Genomic DNA, 20,273 nt, shown 5'->3' with positions numbered 1-20,273 from the left:
AAGTTTTTTCACGCTTCCTGAATCCTAGGAAAGGCGAAAAAATGTTTTTTCATGCTATCATTAGGCTACAGAGGCAACTGGTGGTCTGCCTAGCTCTTTGAGTTTGCGACCATGAGCGATGAGCGCAGATCTAAAAGTCGGCTCTGTATAGTATGGATAATTAAACTCCGCAGCTGTCTCTTTCACGATTTTGGACAATCCCTTGTAGTGGATATGGCAAATGTGAGGGAACAAATGATGCTCAATTTGAAAGTTCAATCCCCCAGCATACCATCCCAAAAATGGATTATTGTTCCCGAAGTTCACAGTGGTATACAGTTGATGTACGATCCATGAGTACTCCATCTTACCATTTTCGTCTGGTGCGGGGAATACTACTTCGTTCATCAAGTGTGCTGGTTGGAAAATCACTGCCAAACCCATCCCAGCCACGAAGTGCATCAGCATAAATCCTCCGAAGATCTGCCAGCCAGTATAGGAAGTGAAATAAATCGGAACGCCTATAGCATAGGCATAATAGACGATCTTGGTTACGATCAAGATCACATACTCACCTGCCACACTCTTGGTGGTTTTGGCAAGAATGCCCTCTTTGTTGTATCTCGTGATTTTTGCAAAATCCTTGAACGTCACCCAAAAGAACGTGCCCAGACCATAAAAAAACCATGCATATAGGTATTGGTACTTGTGAATGGGCTTCAATGGTGTGCCTGGAGAAAACCGTAGAATAGCCTTGGGATCAATGTCCTCATCGTGATCTTCGATGTTTGTATAAGTATGATGCTTGATATTGTGCTGAATCCGCCAGTTGATGGCGTTCCCTCCTACTGCATTGAGAGTGTAGCCCAAAATCTTGTTGACCGTACGGTTAGAAGAATACGCGCCATGCACTGCATCGTGCATGATAGATAGACCGATCCCCGCCATGCCAGCCCCCATGATCATCAGCACCAAAATAGCCAATAGACCCTGCGGCTCTGCCAGAACGATATAAAAGTAAGGAGCAAAAAACATCGCCAGCATAAATACTGTCTTGAAATACAGGCCTGCATTTCCGTGCTTGGAAATCCCCTTGGATTGAAAGTATTCATTTACTTTTTTATTCAAGGTCTGTACAAACCTCTTAGAGTCAGCATCATTGTAGTCAAAAATGATCTTCTCCGCGCTTGGCGTTTCTTGCATATCCGCAAAAATAGTTTTTAAAACCTTGAGATACTAGGTAGCAAAATGAATTCTTCGTTACCGATCCTCCACAGATCAGCCAAATACTATATGTTTGCTCACAGTCCAAAACACACTTTTATGAGTCCCATACTGGTCTTTCTTGTTATCTCAGGATATTTTTCTGCGCTGATGTTAATTGCTAAAATGACTAGCCGAGACAATGACTCGGCCTCTTTTTTCACTGGCAACAGACAGTCGCCATGGTATCTAGTTGCCTTTGGAATGATTGGGGCTTCCCTCTCAGGTGTGACCTTCATTTCCGTCCCTGGAGAAGTTGGCAGCAGTCAATGGTCCTATTTTCAAATTGTGTTGGGCTATACCGTGGGCTACTTGGTGATCGGTACTGTGCTACTGCCTCTATACTACAAAATGAATTTGGTATCGATTTACCAGTATCTGGATACTCGCTTTGGTAAAAGTTCTTATAAGACTGGTGCATTCTTTTTCCTTCTTTCTCGAGTCATCGGGGCATCATTCCGATTATTTCTCGTCGCAACCGTACTCCAGGTCGCGTTTTTTGACACCTTCCACATTCCGTTTTCTGTATCTGTGTTTGTGACCATTGCGCTGATCTGGCTTTACACTTTCAAGGGCGGCATCAAGACCATCGTATGGACCGATACACTGCAAACCTTGTTTATGCTCCTCGCAGTAGGCATCAGCATCTGGATCATCAGCGACGAACTGATCTACAGCCCTGGGCAACTCATGGATGTAATAGTGACTAGTCCTAATTCAAAGATCTTTGTATGGGATTGGCTGTCACCTCGCAACTTCTTCAAGCAGTTTTTTGCAGGAGCGTTCATTGCCATCGTCATGACAGGATTGGATCAAGACATGATGCAAAAAAACCTCACCTGTCGCTCCCTCCAAGACGCACAAAAAAACATGTTTTGGTTTACGATCATTCTGGTCTTTGTGAATCTGTTCTTCCTCGGTTTAGGCACCATACTCTATCACTATGTAGAGATGAAAAACATTGATCTGACCCAGACCACCGATGGATTATTCCCCTACATAGCCATCAATCACCTAGGTGTTTTAGGAGGAATCATCTTCTTGCTAGGAGTGACTGCCGCGGCTTATTCCAGTGCAGACTCAGCGCTTACTGCGCTGACCACTTCATTCTACATTGACTTTTTGGGTAAGAGCCCCAATGATTCTAGTGACAAACAACGGAGATGGATTCACGTAGGCTTCTCCTTGTTGATCTTTTTGGTCATCCTGATTTTCAAAGCCATCAATGACGATAGCGTCATCAACCAAGTATTCAAAGTAGCAGGATACACCTATGGTCCACTTTTAGGTTTGTATTCTTTTGGATTGTTTACGAAACTAAAAATCAAAGACGGTTTCGCTCCCATCGTTTGCGTCGCGGCACCAATTCTTACTTATCTAGTCAATGCCAATTCTGTGGAGTGGCTCGGAGGCTATCAATTTGGATTTGAACTATTATTGATCAATGGGTTGATTAGTTTCATTGGCCTCTGGCTGATCAGGGAGCGTTGACCGTTTTTCGCTTTCCGCCATACGCTGACTGCTTTTTCGCGTTTGTCGTGCAGCGGATAGCGGTCATCTAAACATCCAGTTCCTTGATGGGATCCCAAACGACATTTGCAAAATCTTGAATCTTATCATCCACGATTTTCAAGCCCTCCGCTTCTAGCAATTCTTGCATCAGCATCGGTGTGGCAAAGTGAGCCTTGCCAGTAAGGAGACCATTTCTATTCACCACACGGTGAGCAGGCACATCTGGCAAACCATGCGCTGCATTCATAGCCCAACCCACCATCCGTGCGCTCATCTTTGTCCCGAGATAGTTGGCGATCAGCCCATAGCTCGTCGCTCTACCAGTCGGTATCAACTTGACTACCGCATACACATCCTCGAAAAAGCTATATTTCTTGGTCACTTGTAGAGTCCGGCTAGATTCAATGCCTGCTGATACCGCACCGCATTGCGGTTGTGATCGATCAGGTTCGTGGCAAAATTGTGGTAGCCTGAAAAGTCCTCTTTGGCACACATGTAAATAAAATTATGCTCTTGATAATTGAGCACAGCATCTAGCGAACTGATGCTTGGCATGTTGATCGGCCCTGGAGGCAAGCCCTGATATTTGTAGGTATTGAATGGCGAATCGATCTGCGTGTGCTTGGTCAACACTCTTTTGATCTCAAAATCCTGCGCCGCAAACACCAATGTTGGATCAGCTTGCAAGGGAATTCCTCTTTCCAACCTGTTCAGATAGAGTCCCGCTACAATTGGACGTTCATCAGACATAATCGTTTCTGATTGCACGATAGATGCCAAGACCGAAACTTGAATTTGGTTTAATCCCATTTCTTTGGCTTTGGCCTTTCTTTCCTCTGTCCAGAACTTCTCGTATTCTTTATTCATTTTGAGAAATAAAGCTTCGGGCTTTACATTCCAATAGGCCTGATAAGTATTAGGAATAAACATCGAAATAATGGTCAAACTATCAAATCCATAAGCCCCTATCAATGAATCATTCCTCAATACCGCTTCAAAATCCAACTCTGACATCTCTAGATTCTTGGTGATCTTTTCTACCAAATCAGGAATCAAGCGTACATTGTTGAATGTCACATTGACTGCTGTTTGACTACCTGACCTTAGCATTCTGATCACTTGCAGGTTACTCATGTCTGGCTCTATCAGGTAGAGACCCGGTTTCACATTCACATCGTAATCCAATATTTTGGCTAGGAAACTAAAGCTGATCACATCTTCTAGGAATCCACCTTTAGCTAGCTCAGTTTGTACATATTTGAAATCAGAACCCGTCGGAATGATCAAGGGTTTGGGATTTTTCTCATACAAGAAATTGGGCGCATAGACCACTTGATGGAAATAAAATCCAAAAGAAGAGAGCATGACTGAAAATGAAACAATCACTGCACCCAAAATAATTTTCTTCTTGTTCATAAGGTCGCAAAAATAGTTATTTACTCATTTTATGCTCTGTATCTGGCATTAATTAATCTAGCCACTCAAAAACCAGACAATTGATTAATTTTGCCCACTATGAAAACCGAATTGATCAAGCTATATGAAGAAAATCCTGATCCTAGGAAAATTGAACACATCGCCGATGTACTGAGACGAGGCGGAATTATCATCTACCCAACCGATACGATCTACGGGATGGGTTGTGATATTTTCAACCCCAGAGCCATCGACAATATCAAGCGACTCAAAGATATCAAAACCAAGACGGTGGACTTCTCATTTATCTGCTATGACCTGAGTCATATCTCGGAATACACCAAGTCACTAGACACTGCTACTTTCAAACTGATGAAGAAGGCATTGCCAGGCCCCTTCACTTTCATACTCAATGCCAGCAGCAAAGTCCCCAAGATGCTGCACACCTCTAAAAAGACCATCGGTATCCGTGTACCTGACAACAACATCCCAAGGGAAATCGTGCGCGTACTAGAAAATCCTATCATCACCACCTCTATTCATGACGAAGATGAGGTTTTGGAATACTCTACAGATCCAGAACTCATCTATGAAAAATACAGAGACAAAGTAGACATTGTCATCGATGGTGGATATGGCAACAATGTCGCCAGTACAGTGGTGGATTGTACCGAAGGAGAGGCGCATGTCATCAGAGAAGGACTAGGAGACCTATCGGATTTTCTATGAGGACTATAGTAGACAGTCAATACTTTCCTTGTATCGCTTACTTTTCTTTGCTCAAGTCCAAAGACGAAATCTGGATAGAAACCCAAGAATACTTCGAAAAGCAAACTTATCGCAACAGATGCTATATCCTAGATGCGAACCGCACACTGCCTTTGGCTGTCCCGGTAAAAGGAGGTAACAAAAAGATAAAGATGGCCGATATTCAAATTGAATATACACATCGCTGGCTCAATGACCATTGGCGTGCTTTCACCTCGGCCTATAACAAATCTCCCTTCTTCGAATATTATGAGGGTTACATACACGACATCCTGTTCAAAAAGCAGACAAGACTCCTCGACCTAAACATGGAAATTCTGTCATTCTGTCTCAAAGCACTCCATATTGACACGAAAATAAATTTGACAGAAACTTACGAAAGCACATCAAAAAGTCAATTTGAGGACATGAGATCGCTTATTCACCCCAAAAAGGACTATCTTTGGTCACAGATCCACGAACCCGTCCCGTACCAGCAGCTGTTTGGTCAAGAATTTGCAGCTAACTTAAGCGTACTGGATTTGCTCAGCAATACTGGGCCTGAATCCGACAATTATTTGTAAAAACAAAGACTGATTATAACGATTAAATTATTTAGTCGTTTTTATCTTAATGTTTAGTTTTTATTAGATTAAAAATTATTTTTACTACAACGAAGTAGCACATGGAAGCAAAATTTTCGAATCGGGTAAAAGAGGTAATTTCATCGAGTCGGGAAGAAGCCCTCAGATTAGGTCACGATTACATCGGGACAGAGCACCTCATACTCGGTATGATACGAGAAGGAGAAGGGGTTGCGATTAGCTTATTGAAAAAATTAGGGGTGTCTCTGGACGAACTAAGAGCTTCAATTGAAAAAGCTACTAAAGGGTCGGCTACCAACAACGTGAAAAACCTAGCCAATATTCCCCTGACAAGACAGTCAGAAAAGGTACTAAAAATCACCTATTTAGAGGCAAAAATATTCAAAAGCCAACTCATCGGCACGGAGCATCTTTTGCTCTCCATCTTGAGAGATGAAGACAACATAGGTACGCAGATACTCGACAAGTTCGATGTAGCCTATGATGTAGTCAAAGAATTGCTCGAATACCAAACAGAGCACCCCATGGCATCATCCGATACGGACGAACCAGAGGATGACTTTAGATTGTTTGGTGCTGGAGGAAGCGGTTCATCTAGCAAAGATCCATCAGGAAAAGGGGGAGAAAAATCACGAACTCCTGTTTTGGACAATTTCGGAAGAGATTTGACCAAAATGGCTGAGAATGACAAACTAGACCCTATCGTCGGTAGAGACAAAGAAATCGAAAGAGTCGCGCAGATTCTGAGTAGAAGAAAGAAAAACAACCCAATACTCATCGGTGAGCCGGGTGTAGGTAAAACAGCGATCGCTGAAGGACTTGCGCTTAGAATCATTCAGAAGAAAGTATCAAGAGTGCTGTTCGGCAAACGAGTAGTAACCTTGGATCTTGCTTCTCTAGTGGCGGGTACAAAATACAGAGGTCAGTTCGAAGAACGAATGAAAGCAGTCATGAACGAGATTGAAAAATCTCCAGAAGTGATTCTGTTCATTGACGAGTTGCACACCATCGTAGGTGCAGGAGGAGCTTCTGGTTCGCTAGATGCGTCCAACATGTTCAAACCAGCCCTTGCCAGAGGAGAAATTCAATGCATCGGGGCAACCACCTTGGACGAATACAGACAGTACATCGAAAAAGACGGTGCATTGGCGAGAAGATTCCAAATGGTGATGGTAGATGCCACTACAAAAAGTGAGACTGTACAAATTTTGAACAACATCAAAGACAAGTACGAGGATCACCACAATGTGAACTATACCGAAGAAGCGATTCAGGCATGTGTAAATCTATCTGATAGATACATCAGTGACCGATTCCTACCAGACAAAGCCATCGATGTGATGGACGAAGCTGGCTCAAGAGTACATATCAATAACATATATGTACCAGATGAAATCGTCAGTTTGGAAGAGTCTATAGAGGCAATCAAGGTTGAAAAAAACCAAGTTGTCAAGAGTCAAAAATATGAAGAAGCTGCTCAACTCAGAGACAAAGAAAAGAAACTGATCGAGCAACTTGAATTGGCCAAAGCGAAATGGGATGAGGAAACAAAATCTCAGCGCTATACAGTCAATGAAGACAGCGTAGCTGAAGTAATTGCCATGATGACAGGAGTGCCTGTCAAGCGAATTGCTCAGAAGGAAAGCAAAAAATTACTCACCATGAAGAGTGATTTGCAAGAGCAGGTCATTGGTCAAGACGAAGTAATTGCCAAGTTGACCAAAGCAATTCAAAGAACGAGAGTAGGACTCAAAGACCCAAACAAACCTATCGGTTCGTTTGTATTCCTTGGACCTACTGGAGTTGGTAAAACGGAATTGGCTAAAGTGCTTTCTAAATACCTATTCGACAAGGACGATGCCTTGATCAGAATAGACATGAGTGAATACATGGAGAAATTCTCTGTATCACGATTGGTAGGAGCACCTCCAGGATATGTAGGATACGAAGAAGGTGGACAACTCACCGAAAAGGTTAGAAGAAAACCATACAGCGTAGTATTGCTGGATGAGATCGAAAAAGCACACCCAGATGTGTTCAACATTCTCCTTCAGGTACTAGACGATGGTATCTTAACAGACGGACTGGGTCGTAAAGTTGATTTTAGAAACACGGTCATCATCATGACTTCTAACATCGGAGCTAGAGACCTCAAAGATTTTGGTGCGGGTATCGGATTCATGAACAAAAACAAGCAAGACAACTTGGATGACATCATGAAGACCACTATCCAGAGTGCATTAAAGAAGGCATTTTCCCCAGAATTCTTGAATAGATTGGATGATGTCATCGTATTCAACTCACTGGAGAGAAAAGATGTACACAAGATCATAGATATTTCCTTGGACAAATTACTCACCAGAGTAATTGATCTAGGTTACAATGTAGAATTGACTGATGCTGCCAAGGATTTCCTTGCAGACAAAGGTTATGACCCTGCGTATGGAGCTAGGCCTCTCAATCGAGCCATCCAGAAATATCTGGAAGATCAAATCGCTGAGTTTATTCTCACTGGTGATGTGCAAGAAGGTGACACCTTGCTAGCAGATCATATCGAAAAAGAAGAACAGCTGAGTATATCGGTCAAAAAAAAGAAGAACATTAAGAAAGAGAAAAAAGAGTAGGCTAAGCCTACTCTTTTTTTTAGTACCCTCCTGAATACTTTCTAATTCCCCATTCCAAAGAAGCCAACAGCAGGACAAGTAACATTATCCATAGCAGATTGATGGCGGGATAGATGTTTTCCTCGAAATGCACGAGGCTTTTGTAGGAGGATGCTGATACATTTTGAGTAATCTCATCATCCTTGTCAAAAGTAAAAAATGCACCTTGGTTGTTGGCTGCCAGTTGACGCAGCAAGGTAAAGTCAGCTACCTGATCGAGTTGCTCCAATTGTTGCTCCTTGACCACAAATGAACCCGAAGCTTTCAGGGTTTTGCTATCCAAAGTCACTTGTGCTTCATAGAAGTACTTCCCTGCAGTGAGATTGGCGATTTCTAACCTTGAATACTGTGAGGATGGAGTGAATGAATATTGCTTGATAGATTTGTCCTCTGCGATGATCTTGACAGAGATTTCTTCCCCATAGACCCGATCATAAATTTCGTCATACAGCTCTGCTTGGAACTGTGCTATTTCGTTAGTCCCAAACTCATTACTTAGCGGGTAAAACTTAAATTTCCTTTTGTCGATCTTGGTACTGAGGTATTGAACTAGCTTCAAAAAAAACTCATCAAAACTCTCGGTATTCTCATACAGCCCATATTCTTGCAGCCTCCATTGCCAAATCCCGTCGGCTAGTAAATATGCGGTTCGCATGTCTCCAGCCTCATCCGTGAACAGCAAGGGTTTATTAGTCATGACTGAGCCTACCCGCTGATAGAGCAATACTCGTGCACTTTGTGGAATAGTCACTTCACCATAGGGTACAGACAAAGGTGAAAATTCTTTCCATCGCTCATTCAAATCTGAATTGATGGTAAACAATTCAGCATCCATATTGAATTGACCTCCCACTTGATCTCTTTGATTTCGCAGCTGCGAAATTGAAACCTGTTGTGTCCTTTGTGCTAGGTTCCTCAAATTGGTCTGAGCACCCAAAATATAAAACATTGGCACCTTCTTCGACACGAGTTGATCTACATATTTCTGGACTAGATTGAAACGATCATACGCATTGTGAACAATCACCAAATCGTATTTTTCATCTGGGTATTCCGCCACACCAGGCACAAATACCTTGACTTCAAAATTCTGATTCCTTTCGATGACTGATTTCAGCGCTTTGAGATCAGGGTGCGGAGCAGCTGCGAGTAGCAAGATGTTTTGCCTGCCATCAATCACATCAATATAGATACTTTGATAGTTGTTTTCGGTAATGACCTCCTGCTCAAAAGCATCAATCTGTATATCAAACTTTTGCAGACCATTCTCTGTAGCCTCCAATTCGAACTCCACTTTACTGAGCGATTCATTAGCTTTGAACTCTACTGTATGCGAAACTAAAGTCTTTGTGTTTTTCTTGATTCGCACGGTGGCGGTCTTACCTGCAAAACCATAATTGAATACCTCCACAACCACTGGAAAACGATTGCCTTGATAAGCTATCTTGTTGTGAAGAGCATTGCGAATCTCTAGATCCTGTTTCTGAATCGTATCACCCACACCTATTGTATTAACCACGTATGCATGGGGCTGGTAGAGTGGTGAACTTCCTAAGTTAAATTTCCCATCACTCACCAGATAGACTGCAGCCAGATTTGTATTTTCATAATCTGAGTCTACTTCTCTTAACATACCATTTAAATCAGTAGTTACCTGATCAAAATTCACTTCATCCCATGATCCCCATTCCTTTTGCAAATCAATTTTGACTACTTCGTATCCTCTTTTATCCAAAATTGATTCCAGATCAAGGATAGATTGGCCTATTGCATCCACCTCTGTAGAATCTAAATTATTCAAGATCGAAGTAGAATTATCGAGCGCAAGGATCACCTTGGGTTTCTCTACTTGTTCCACATACTGATTGATCAGGGGATTGAGCAGCAATACAAACATTAGTGTGAGTACGATGACTCTAGAAACTAAAAGAGATCTATTGATGATAGGACTCCAAGGGGCCTTTTTGGAGTACAACAAATAACTGATGGCGCAGGAGACCAAAAAATAAAGTGGCAAGAGCCAAAGCGAATATTCGAATTGAATAATGGGCAATGTTATTTGGGTTTCGTCAATGTAGGAAGAGATCGGAAGTTAGACAAAAAGTCTGTCTCCAACTTATAGTTTTAGTTCAAGACAGACTTTGACAGATTGTATATTAGGTCAACATCGCTCCGCAGACATTCAATACCTGTCCAGAGATGTAAGTTGACATATCAGATCCTAAAAACACACAGGCATCAGCTACTTCGGAGGCTTGTCCGCCACGTTTCATTGGGATACCGTCTCTCCATCCTTGGACAACCTTTTCGTCTAACACTTCGGTCATTTCCGTTTCGATGAATCCTGGGGCGATGGCGTTGCTACGGATATTTCTTGATCCCAATTCGAGTGCTATAGACTTGGTAAACCCGATGATACCAGCCTTAGATGCAGAATAATTAGCTTGACCTGCATTTCCTTTCACTCCCACTACCGATGAAACATTGATGATTGAACCTGACTTTTGTTTCATAAAGGTTCGTGTTGCAGCTTTCACTGTGTTGAAGCATGACTTCAAATTGACATTGATGACCTCATCCCAAGCTTCCTCGGTCATTCTCATCAGCAAGTTGTCCTTGGTTATTCCAGCATTGTTGATCAACACGTCCAACTGACCAAAGTCTGCTACGACAGCAGATACCAATTCGTCTGCCGCTGCAAACTGAGATGCATCTGATCTGTATCCTTTGGCTTTGACACCAAATGCTTCCAATTCTTTGACCAGTGCTTCACCTCTTTCTACACTTGATAGATAAGTAAATGCTACGTTGGCACCTTGCTCGGCGTATTTCAACGCGATGGCTCTACCGATTCCTTTTGAAGCACCTGTCACTAATGCAGTCTTTCCTTCCAATAATTTCATGTGTGTATAACTAATTTTAAAGGGTCACATGGAATGTCCTAAAGTTTCATCCATTCCAGACTCGGGTTCATGATTTGATTCATGCGTGAATCCGAATAGTGGTCATGACGGACATGTCATGTATATACAAGTATTTTTTGTTCGCAATTCACATACCTCTCTATGATTTTATCTCTCATCGAGTCCAATCACAAATCCATGTGTATTGTATTGATTGTTTAAGCAACAGTTTTCCGTTGCTAATTTTGTCTCAAAAATACACCCTTTAACTATATCCATTAGATTTTTACCTAAAAAATACCAGTTTGATTAAAGGATGTGTAATAATGCTCAGACATTAGGTTTTATGGATGGCAATAATGTTTTTTTCTCCAATCAAAGGGATTAAATTTGCAGCTCTTTAGAGCCTGAACGAAACAGGGTCACTCTTTATTCAGTACAAAGTATTATGGCAAATAAATATGATTTAATAGTGATAGGTAGCGGTCCTGGTGGATACGTTGCGGCTATCAGAGCTTCCCAATTGGGGAAAAAAGTAGCAGTTGTAGAAAAAGCAGAAATCGGAGGCATTTGTCTCAACTGGGGTTGTATCCCAACCAAGGCTCTGTTGAAAAGCGCAAGCGTATTCGAATACATCTCGCATGCTGAAAACTACGGAATCACTGTAAAAGACTCCAAAGCAGATTTTGGTGGAATGATCAAAAGAAGCCGTGGAGTGGCTGACACTATGAGCAAAGGAGTTCAGTTCCTACTCAAAAAGAACAAAATCGATCAATTGCTCGGTTTTGGCAAGGTTGCAGCCAACAAAACCGTCACAGTCACTGCTGATGGGAAAACTGAAAGTTATGCAGCTGACAATATCATCATAGCGACGGGAGGTCGATCTAGAGAACTTCCTAACCTGCCTATCGATGGCAAAAAAATCATTGGTTACAGAGAAGCTATGTCTCTACCAAAGCAGCCTAAGAAAATGGTCATCGTAGGTTCTGGCGCCATTGGCGTGGAGTTTGCTTATTTCTACAACTCAATCGGTACAGAAGTAACAATCGTAGAATACATGCCAAACATCGTACCTGTAGAGGACGAAGACATCTCTAAGCAACTGTTGAGATCGTTTAAAAAACAAGGCATGAATATCATGACAGAAGCAGAAGTCACCTCGGTGGACACCAAAGGAACTGGCTGCAAAGTAACTGTCAAAACAAAAAAAGGCGAAGAGCAAATCGAATGTGATATTGTATTGTCAGCAGTTGGTGTATCTACCAACATCGAAGGCATCGGGCTGGAAGATGTAGGAGTAATGACCGACAGAGGCAAAATCGTCGTAGATGATTACTACAAAACTAACATCCCTGGCATCTATGCCATCGGTGACATTGTACATGGACCTGCATTGGCTCACGTATCGTCGGCCGAAGCGATCATCTGTGTGGAAAAAATGTGTGGCGAAAGCCCAGAACCTCTTGACTATGGCAACATCCCTGGGTGTACCTACTGTACACCAGAGATCGCATCTGTCGGTATGACCGAAAAAGCTGCCAAAGAAGCAGGATACGAAATCAAAGTAGGTAAATTCCCATTCTCTGCATCAGGAAAAGCACAAGCAGGAGGAAACTCAGAAGGGTTTGTCAAAGTGATCTTTGACGCCAAATATGGCGAATGGTTGGGCTGTCACTTGATCGGTGCTGGTGTGACGGATATGATTGCAGAAGCAGTCGTCGCTAGAAAACTGGAAACAACGGGGCATGAAATCATGAAAGCAATTCACCCTCACCCTACTATGTCAGAAGCCATCAAAGATGCAGTAGAAGACGCTTACGGTGAAGCAATTCACTTGTAATCACTAGCACTTAGAAATCAGAAAGCCGATTCGCACAGTATGTGGATCGGCTTTTTTGTTGATAAACACACCAACGCTAACCAGTTTTCGCAATTACTTCTGTCACGTTACAAACGCAACTTTATCACTTTAAAACTTTCAATTTTTCAACTCTCAGATCAAACCACCTCCCAATGCATGATATAGCTGGCTGTACTACCCTTCTCTAGCAAATCCATAGTCGTAGAATATTCTCCTTTGGGAGCATCGACATTAAATCTGAAAGTGCCTAAGTGGTCATTGAAACTCAAGTAATCAAAATCCCATAGCTCAACCTCTACCCATCCTGATTCAACGTCCAGCAAGAGATCTACCAGTACTTTATCTCCTGTATCCATTCTAAAATAGCGATTCCCAACAGGCCAAACCTTCTTTCCTCTGTGTTTGAGATACATTTCGTCCTTGTCTATCTCATCGGGGACACTACACTGAACTTTGGTTATTTTGATCGTTGGCATACTCAGTTTCCTTGGTTTTATTTCAGACAAAGAAAGGCAAAAAATTAATAAACCATGACTTTTTTAAGAATCTACCTCGAACGTTGAATATCCTCTAACAAAACCCAACATTCATTATCAGTACACACAGACAATATTGAATAGAATTAAAAAATCACTAATAATCATTGCGATAATCCAAATATTCTTCTTGGATTAGCAGTAATAATTAGAAAATCTATTAGTTTGCCCCCACTGTTACAAAACAGCAATTGTTTGAGTCGCAGTATGAGGATTCTACTTATTCAGAAAAAGCCCCGAAACTCGGGGCTTTTTCCATTTTTTTCCATCCAGATAGTAAGATACTACTTCAAATAACTGAAATCATGTCCCTCTTTGAGTTGTATGATAAATTCATACATCAGTTCTATGACATTGGCGACATCATCCAAATGTGCAGTTTCGACGGTCGTATGCATGTATTTGATCGGTAAAGAAATAAGCGCAGAAGCAATGCCGACACCACTGTAGGCAAAGGCATCTGTATCTGTCCCAGTCGATCTAGAGCTAGCGGCACGTTGATAGGGAATCTTCTTCCCATCTGCTACTTCCATGATCATCTTGAGCAGGTTGTTTTGTACCGCTGGACCGAAGGTCAACACAGGGCCTTTTCCTGCTTTTTGATCTCCGTCCAGTTTCTTCTCATACATGGGTGAGTTGGTATCGTGACATACATCGGTGATCACTGCTACATTGGGTTGTATCCTTGCAGCCATCATTTCTGCTCCTCTCAATCCGATTTCTTCTTGCACTGCATTGACTATATATAGTCCAAAAGGCAGCTCAACTTTGTTTTCATGCAGTTTGCGAGCCACCTCAGCAATCATGAATCCGCCTATCCTGTTGTCTAGGGCTCTCCCACATAGGTACTTACCGTTCAGCTCCATGAGTTCGTCTTGGAAGGTAATCACGTTACCCACTTTGATGCCCAACTCCAACACTTCGTCCTTGGTACTACAGCCCACATCTATGAAAATGTTGTCCAAAGCAGGATTCTTTTCATTCTTGTCTTTGCGCACATGGATTGCAGGCCAGCCAAATACGCCCTTGACGATTCCCTTGTCGGTAAAGATGTTGACACGCATGGATGGAGCGATTTGGTGATCCGAGCCACCATTTCTAATCACATAGATGTAACCATCGTCCGTGATATAGTTGACAAACCAAGAAATCTCATCTGCGTGTGCCTCGATGACCACTTTGTAGTCAGCCTTTGGATTGATAATGGCAGCCACAGAACCATAGGTATCCGTGATGTATTCATCCGTGTATGCCTTGACATAATCCAGCCAAATCTTTTGTCCAGAGGATTCAAATCCTGTAGGTGATGGGTTGTCCAAATACTTATATAAAAACTCTTTACTACTCTTATTCATACTTTATAAAGGAATATTTCCGTGTTTTTTCTTAGGCAAATTAGCCACTTTATTTTCTAACATACGCAGACCCGCAATCAATTTTAATCGTGTATTCCTAGGCAAAATCACCTCATCGATAAAGCCACGATTAGCAGCAGCATAAGGGTGAGCAAACATCTCTGTGTACTCATCTACTTTCTCCGCGAGTTTGGCTTCTGGATCATCTGCCGCTTGTATCTCCGCTTTGAAAATAATCTCGGCAGCACCTTTGGCTCCCATCACCGCGATCTCAGCAGTCGGCCAAGCAAAGTTCAAATCTGCGCCGATATGCTTGGAGTTCATGACATCATAGGCACCACCATAAGCCTTGCGCGTAATCACCGTGATCCGTGGCACAGTCGCTTCACAAAATGCAAAAAGCAGCTTTGCGCCGTTGCTGATGATGCCATTCCACTCTTGATCTGTACCCGGCAAGAACCCTGGCACATCCTCAAACACCACCAAAGGAATGTTGAAGCAATCGCAAAAACGGACAAAACGTGCAGCCTTCTTGCTCGCATCTATGTCCAATACTCCCGCCATACTCTGAGGTTGGTTGGCGACTATCCCGATGCTGCGCCCTGCGACTCTGGCAAAGCCTACCACGATATTGTCCGCATAGTTCTCATGCACCTCAAAGAAGTCATTTTGATCTACCACTTCTCGGATCACCTCTTTGATGTCATAGGGATGGTTGGGATTTTCGGGAATGATCTCGTCTAGTTTGGGACGCAGCTCGTTGGACGGTGTATAGTTAACCTCTGCAGGTGCGTCTTCGCAATTCTGAGGCATGTAGCTGAGGATCTTCTTGATGTCTCGGATACATTCGACCTCATTCCTACTGGCAAAATGTGTCACGCCACTTTTGACGCTGTGCGCTGATGCACCACCCAATTCCTCGGCTGTCACCTGTTCCTGCGTCACCGTTTTCACTACATTGGGTCCCGTCACGAACATGTAGGAGGTGTTCTCTACCATGAAGACAAAGTCTGTAATAGCGGGAGAATAGACCGCACCACCCGCACAAGGTCCCATGATCGCAGAGATCTGAGGGATCACACCAGATGCCAGGGTATTGCGATAAAAGATATCTGCATAGCCTCCGAGTGACACGACTCCTTCCTGGATTCTAGCCCCACCAGAATCATTGAGCCCGATGATGGGCGCACCGTTTTGCAGCGCCAGATCCATGATTTTGACGATTTTCTCGGCATGTGTCTCAGACAGTGATCCACCAAAGACGGTAAAATCCTGACTATACACATAGACCAAGCGACCATTGACATTGCCATAGCCCGTCACCACACCATCACCCAAAAACTGCTGCTTGTCCAAACCAAAATTGGTCGCACGATGCACCACCAATTTGCCGATTTCCTGAAAGGTCCCTTCGTCCAATAACAATTCGACTCGCTCTCGGGCGGTTAGTTTTCCTTTGTCGTGCTGTGAGGCAATTCTTCTCTCCCCACCTCCTTGTTCTGCCTCTTGATTGAATTTTTTTAGCAGGGCTATTTTTTCTTTTTCAGTCTTTAATCTCATGTAATCGGCATTGATGCGTAATCAAATATAAGCAGTAGAGTATCCGAAAACCTATAAGGCTTTAAAAACCTTATAGGTTTAAAGCCAGACGCCACGGGCTAAAATATAAGGCAGAACGTATATTTCTTTCTGCTACAAGAATTTTTCAGCATAGCCTATATAAATTAGCCGCAATTTTGAAGAATATGAGAGTAGGGATCATTGATATCGGGACGAATACGTTCCATTTATTGATTGTGGATCGAAACGATGAAAATCAAATCCTCCACAAGGAAAAGGTAGCGGTCAGGATAGGTAAAAACGGAATCAGCAAAGGCTACATATCAGATGATGCGATTGATAGAGCCATCGAAACACTCAGTAATTTCAGGTCAAAATTGATCCAGTATCAAGTAGATGAAACCATCGCCACTGCCACCTCTGCAGTACGAAATGCAGAAAACAAACAAGAATTCATCGAGGCAATCAAAGAAACAACGGGAATCAATGTCAACGTATTGACAGGAGAAGAAGAGGCCTTTCTCATCTATCAGGGAGTGAAGGAATTCATTGACATCCAAGAAACTGCCCTGATCATGGACATAGGTGGTGGCAGCATTGAATTTATTTTGGCGGATGCCGACGAAATCAAATGGCTCCAGAGCTATGAGATCGGAGGACAACGCATCATCGACCAGTTTCATCAATCAGACCCAATTCAAAATTCAGAAATCACGGCTTTGCAATCCTTTTTGGATGAAACTCTGGTAGAGATGGTCGCCAAAACGAAAGAGTATGGTGCCAAATACCTGATTGGTTCTTCGGGTTCGTTTGATACCTTTTGGGATATGCACACAGCCATTCATCCTGAAAACATCATGGATGACCCTATCCTGCTAAAATCAGAATTACAGACCATCAATAAAGCACTGGTCTCCAAAACAAGAGATGAAAGATTGGCTATCCCAGGTATGATTAGTATGCGAGTGGACATGATCGTAGGTGCATCGATTGTCACCCAATACGTCATGAACAGTTGCCACTTCGACGAAGTAAAAATCTCTCCTTTTGCCTTGAAAGAAGGCGTATTGTACCACGGTCTGCCAGACAAAAACAAAGCATAACATGTACACTTACGAGCAATTACACCAGTTCGCTACTCAGATATTTATCGCCATCGGACATGAGGAAGACTTGGCAAAAAAAGCCTCAGACGTACTTATCAGCGCAGACCTGAGAGGGGTCGATTCTCACGGAATCGCCAGACTCAAAGGGTACGTACGCTTGTGGGAAGTCAACCGAATCAACGCCAAGCCCAACATCCGGATCGTGCATGAGACACCGTCCACCGCGACAGTAGATGCGGATGCTGCCTTGGGTCTGATCTCAGCACCCATTGCGATGAAGATCGCGATCGACAAGGCCAAGCAAGTAGGCAGCGGCTGGGTCAGCGTCAAAAACTCCAACCACTACGGAATAGCGGGCTATCACTCGATGATGGCTCTGGAAGAAGACATGATCGGCATCTCCATGACCAACGCCAGTCCGCTGGTCGCACCGACTTTTGGGAAGGAAAGAATGTTGGGAACCAACCCGATCTCAGTAGCCATCCCTACCCTGCATCAAACGCCCTTCGTGGCAGATATGGCAACTACTACAGCTGCCAATGGCAAACTGGAAATTCTCCAGCGCAAGAATCTGGACACACCACTAGGTTGGGTACAGGATGCAGACGGAAATCCGACCACCAATGCTCACGGTGTAAAAGAAGGTGGTGCTTTGCTCCCACTAGGCGGAGACAGAGAGCATGCCTCGCACAAGGGCTACATACTCGGCTCAATCGTAGATATATTTTCAGCAGTGCTGTCAGGAGCGAATTACGGCCCTTGGGCACCTCCGTTTGTGAGTTTTATGGATCCAGTAGCTGATCCTGTTGGTGAAGGACTCGGGCATTTCTTTGGGGCGATGAGAGTGGATGCCTTCAGACCCAAGGAGGACTTCCTCCGCAACATGGATACTTGGGTAGAGCGGTTCCGAAAAACGGCACCTATAGATACTGATAACCCGGTACAGATTCCTGGTGACTATGAGCGCGAAATGGAAGCAGATCGCAGAATCAACGGCATACCCTTATTAGCACCAGTCATTGCTGATTTGAAGGAATTGGGAGAGAAATTTGGAGTGACATTATAAAGTAGATTTGAGATCCTTTTACTTCAGTCCAGTCACGACTAATAGCTACCATCAAATGCTTTGACCTCATCGAGTAAGTCGCCAGATGCAAGGTTCTGTCGGACAACTGGAGAAATCACTTTTTGTGACAAAAAAACAGTACTATTCAACATTTTACAATCTACACATAATGATTTGTGTTTCAATCAAAAAATATTCCTCCAATAATCTCTTCTCACTACTGACTTTTAGGTTTTAACTGACAATTATTCGTCATTAATTCATTTATATTTGTGCAATAAAAATTGAGACAGAAAATTTAATTAATACAAAATGTCCTTTATCATATTTACTTCGATAGTAGCCTTCACATTAGTGATTTTACTATTGGTTTTCGTTCTACTTTTTGCACAGTCCAAACTCGTGCAATCGGGCGATGTAAACATCACCATCAATGGTGACACGTCTAACCCAGTAGTTACCTCAGCGGGTTCTACACTTTTGTCAACTCTTTCTGGTCAAAAAATATTCTTGCCATCTGCCTGCGGCGGTGGTGGTACTTGCGCCATGTGCAAGTGCAAAGTGATCGAAGGCGGTGGAGACGTACTCCCAACAGAGGTAGGTCACCTGAGCCGTACTGAGCAAAAAGAGCATGTAAGATTGGCTTGTCAAGTGAAAGTAAAGAACGACATGACCATCGAAATTCCTGAAGAAATCTTTGGAATCAAAAAATGGGAATGTGAAGTTGTGTCCAACTACAACGTGGCTACTTTTATCAAGGCATTCATCGTAAGGCTCCCCCCAGGAGAAACCTTGCACTTCGAAGCTGGAGGCTATATCCAAGTAGACGTTCCAAAATGCGAAGTAGATTTCAGTAAGGACATTGATATCAGTCCAGATCCAAGCGATCCTGCTGGTCCAGAAAAATTCAAAGAAGATTGGGACAAATTTGGGATTTGGGATTTGAAGATGAAGAATGATGAAGAAATCTTCAGAGCATATTCAATGGCCAACCACCCAGCTGAAGGCAACATCGTCATGTTGACAATTAGAATTGCAACTCCACCGTGGGACAGAGCAAAAAATGCATGGATGGATGTGAATCCTGGTATTTGTTCTTCTTATGTATTCTCTAGAAAACCAGGTGATAAAGTAACTATCTCAGGACCGTATGGTGAATTCTTCATCAAGGAAACACAAGCTGAGATGATCTATGTCGGTGGTGGTGCTGGTATGGCTCCCATGAGATCTCACTTGTTCCACTTATTCCACACTTTGAAAACAGGAAGAAAAGTAACTTACTGGTACGGTGGAAGATCAAAAAGAGAGTTATTCTACGAAGAAGATTTCAGAAAAATAGAGAGAGAATTCCCTAATTTCCAATTCGAAATTGTACTCTCTGATCCATTGCCAGAAGACAACTGGATTGAGAAAAAAGACATGGATGACAAAGAAGGAGATGGTTTCTTAGGATTCGTTCATAATGCGGTGATTGAGCAGCAATTGAAGAAACACGAATCTCCTGAAGACATCGAGTTTTACTTCTGCGGTCCTCCTATGATGAATCAGGCGGTATTAAAGATGTGTGACGATTGGGGTGTTCCTGACGAAAACGTATCATTTGATGATTTCGGAGGATAATCCAAAATCAGACAATATTTTCAAAGCCCAGACGACCCTCGTCTGGGCTTTTTTTTTGTAGATTTGATCTGATCATTTTTA

16 protein-coding genes are annotated in these 20,273 nt (G+C 42.9%); 8 read left to right on the top strand and 8 right to left on the bottom strand.

Annotated features, from left to right (window positions below):
* Positions 1–60: 60 nt before the first annotated feature.
* Positions 61–1,182: a fatty acid desaturase family protein gene (locus N6H18_RS09105; protein WP_262311526.1), complete on the bottom strand. Its 1,122-nt coding sequence runs from the start codon at positions 1,180–1,182 to the stop codon at positions 61–63.
* 120 nt (positions 1,183–1,302) lie between these two features.
* Here N6H18_RS09105 and N6H18_RS09100 point away from each other — a divergent pair, with 120 nt between their 5' ends.
* On the top strand, positions 1,303–2,733 hold the full coding sequence (locus N6H18_RS09100; protein WP_262311525.1) for a sodium:solute symporter: 1,431 nt from the start codon (positions 1,303–1,305) through the stop codon (positions 2,731–2,733).
* Positions 2,734–2,800: 67 nt separating this feature from the next.
* On the opposite strand, the gene N6H18_RS09095 is transcribed toward N6H18_RS09100, so the two are convergent.
* Entirely contained in the window at positions 2,801–3,136 is a 336-nt protein-coding gene (locus N6H18_RS09095) for an MGMT family protein (RefSeq protein ID WP_262311524.1), read from the bottom strand.
* Positions 3,133–4,170, bottom strand: a complete 1,038-nt coding sequence (mltG, locus tag N6H18_RS09090; protein ID WP_262311523.1) for an endolytic transglycosylase MltG — start codon at positions 4,168–4,170, stop codon at positions 3,133–3,135. The genes N6H18_RS09095 and mltG overlap by 4 nt, the downstream gene beginning before the upstream one ends.
* 99 nt (positions 4,171–4,269) lie before the next feature.
* On the opposite strand from mltG, the gene N6H18_RS09085 reads away from it, so the two are divergent.
* The 3 genes from N6H18_RS09085 (at position 4,270) to N6H18_RS09075 (ending at position 8,146) form a co-directional block, all read left to right on the top strand.
* A complete protein-coding gene (locus N6H18_RS09085) occupies positions 4,270–4,899 on the top strand; it encodes an L-threonylcarbamoyladenylate synthase (protein WP_262311522.1) in 630 nt (209 codons plus the stop codon).
* A complete protein-coding gene (locus tag N6H18_RS09080) occupies positions 4,896–5,501 on the top strand; it encodes a WbqC family protein (protein ID WP_262311521.1) in 606 nt (201 codons plus the stop codon). Before N6H18_RS09085 ends, N6H18_RS09080 begins: the two co-directional genes overlap by 4 nt.
* A gap of 101 nt (positions 5,502–5,602) precedes the next feature.
* The gene (locus N6H18_RS09075) at positions 5,603–8,146 is read left to right on the top strand and encodes an ATP-dependent Clp protease ATP-binding subunit (protein ID WP_262311520.1); all 2,544 of its coding nucleotides are present in this window, start codon (positions 5,603–5,605) and stop codon (positions 8,144–8,146) included.
* Between the two features lie 19 nt (positions 8,147–8,165).
* Here N6H18_RS09075 and N6H18_RS09070 read toward each other — a convergent pair whose 3' ends face one another.
* Both N6H18_RS09070 and fabG read right to left on the bottom strand, forming a co-directional pair.
* The gene (locus N6H18_RS09070) at positions 8,166–10,238 is read right to left on the bottom strand and encodes a hypothetical protein (protein WP_262311519.1); all 2,073 of its coding nucleotides are present in this window, start codon (positions 10,236–10,238) and stop codon (positions 8,166–8,168) included.
* A gap of 103 nt (positions 10,239–10,341) precedes the next feature.
* Positions 10,342–11,088, bottom strand: a complete 747-nt coding sequence (gene fabG, locus N6H18_RS09065) for a 3-oxoacyl-[acyl-carrier-protein] reductase (RefSeq protein ID WP_262311518.1) — start codon at positions 11,086–11,088, stop codon at positions 10,342–10,344.
* Between the two features lie 448 nt (positions 11,089–11,536).
* Between fabG and lpdA the strand changes: the two genes are divergently transcribed.
* Positions 11,537–12,928, top strand: a complete 1,392-nt coding sequence (gene lpdA, locus N6H18_RS09060; RefSeq protein WP_262311517.1) for a dihydrolipoyl dehydrogenase — start codon at positions 11,537–11,539, stop codon at positions 12,926–12,928.
* 158 nt (positions 12,929–13,086) lie between these two features.
* Here the strand turns inward: lpdA and N6H18_RS09055 are convergent, their stop codons facing one another.
* The 3 genes from N6H18_RS09055 to N6H18_RS09045 form a co-directional block, all read right to left on the bottom strand.
* A complete protein-coding gene (locus N6H18_RS09055; RefSeq protein ID WP_262311516.1) occupies positions 13,087–13,425 on the bottom strand; it encodes a hypothetical protein in 339 nt (112 codons plus the stop codon).
* 344 nt (positions 13,426–13,769) lie between these two features.
* Entirely contained in the window at positions 13,770–14,840 is a 1,071-nt protein-coding gene (locus N6H18_RS09050; protein ID WP_262311515.1) for a M42 family metallopeptidase, read from the bottom strand.
* 3 nt (positions 14,841–14,843) lie between these two features.
* Complete coding sequence (locus N6H18_RS09045) at positions 14,844–16,400, bottom strand: acyl-CoA carboxylase subunit beta (RefSeq protein WP_262311514.1); 1,557 nt, start codon at positions 16,398–16,400, stop codon at positions 14,844–14,846.
* 185 nt (positions 16,401–16,585) lie between these two features.
* Here N6H18_RS09045 and N6H18_RS09040 point away from each other — a divergent pair, with 185 nt between their 5' ends.
* From N6H18_RS09040 to nqrF, 3 genes are all read left to right on the top strand, one after another.
* Positions 16,586–17,503, top strand: coding sequence for a Ppx/GppA phosphatase family protein (locus N6H18_RS09040; RefSeq protein ID WP_262311598.1), 918 nt, complete (start codon positions 16,586–16,588; stop codon positions 17,501–17,503).
* 1 nt (position 17,504) lies between these two features.
* Positions 17,505–18,572, top strand: a complete 1,068-nt coding sequence (locus N6H18_RS09035) for an Ldh family oxidoreductase (protein ID WP_262311513.1) — start codon at positions 17,505–17,507, stop codon at positions 18,570–18,572.
* 312 nt (positions 18,573–18,884) lie between these two features.
* Complete coding sequence (gene nqrF / locus N6H18_RS09030; RefSeq protein ID WP_262311512.1) at positions 18,885–20,192, top strand: NADH:ubiquinone reductase (Na(+)-transporting) subunit F; 1,308 nt, start codon at positions 18,885–18,887, stop codon at positions 20,190–20,192.
* Positions 20,193–20,273: the final 81 nt, after the last annotated feature.

The sequence above is a fragment of the Reichenbachiella agarivorans genome, assembly GCF_025502585.1.
GTDB lineage: Bacteria > Bacteroidota > Bacteroidia > Cytophagales > Cyclobacteriaceae > Reichenbachiella > Reichenbachiella agarivorans.
This window is presented reverse-complemented; position numbering and strand designations above follow the sequence as displayed.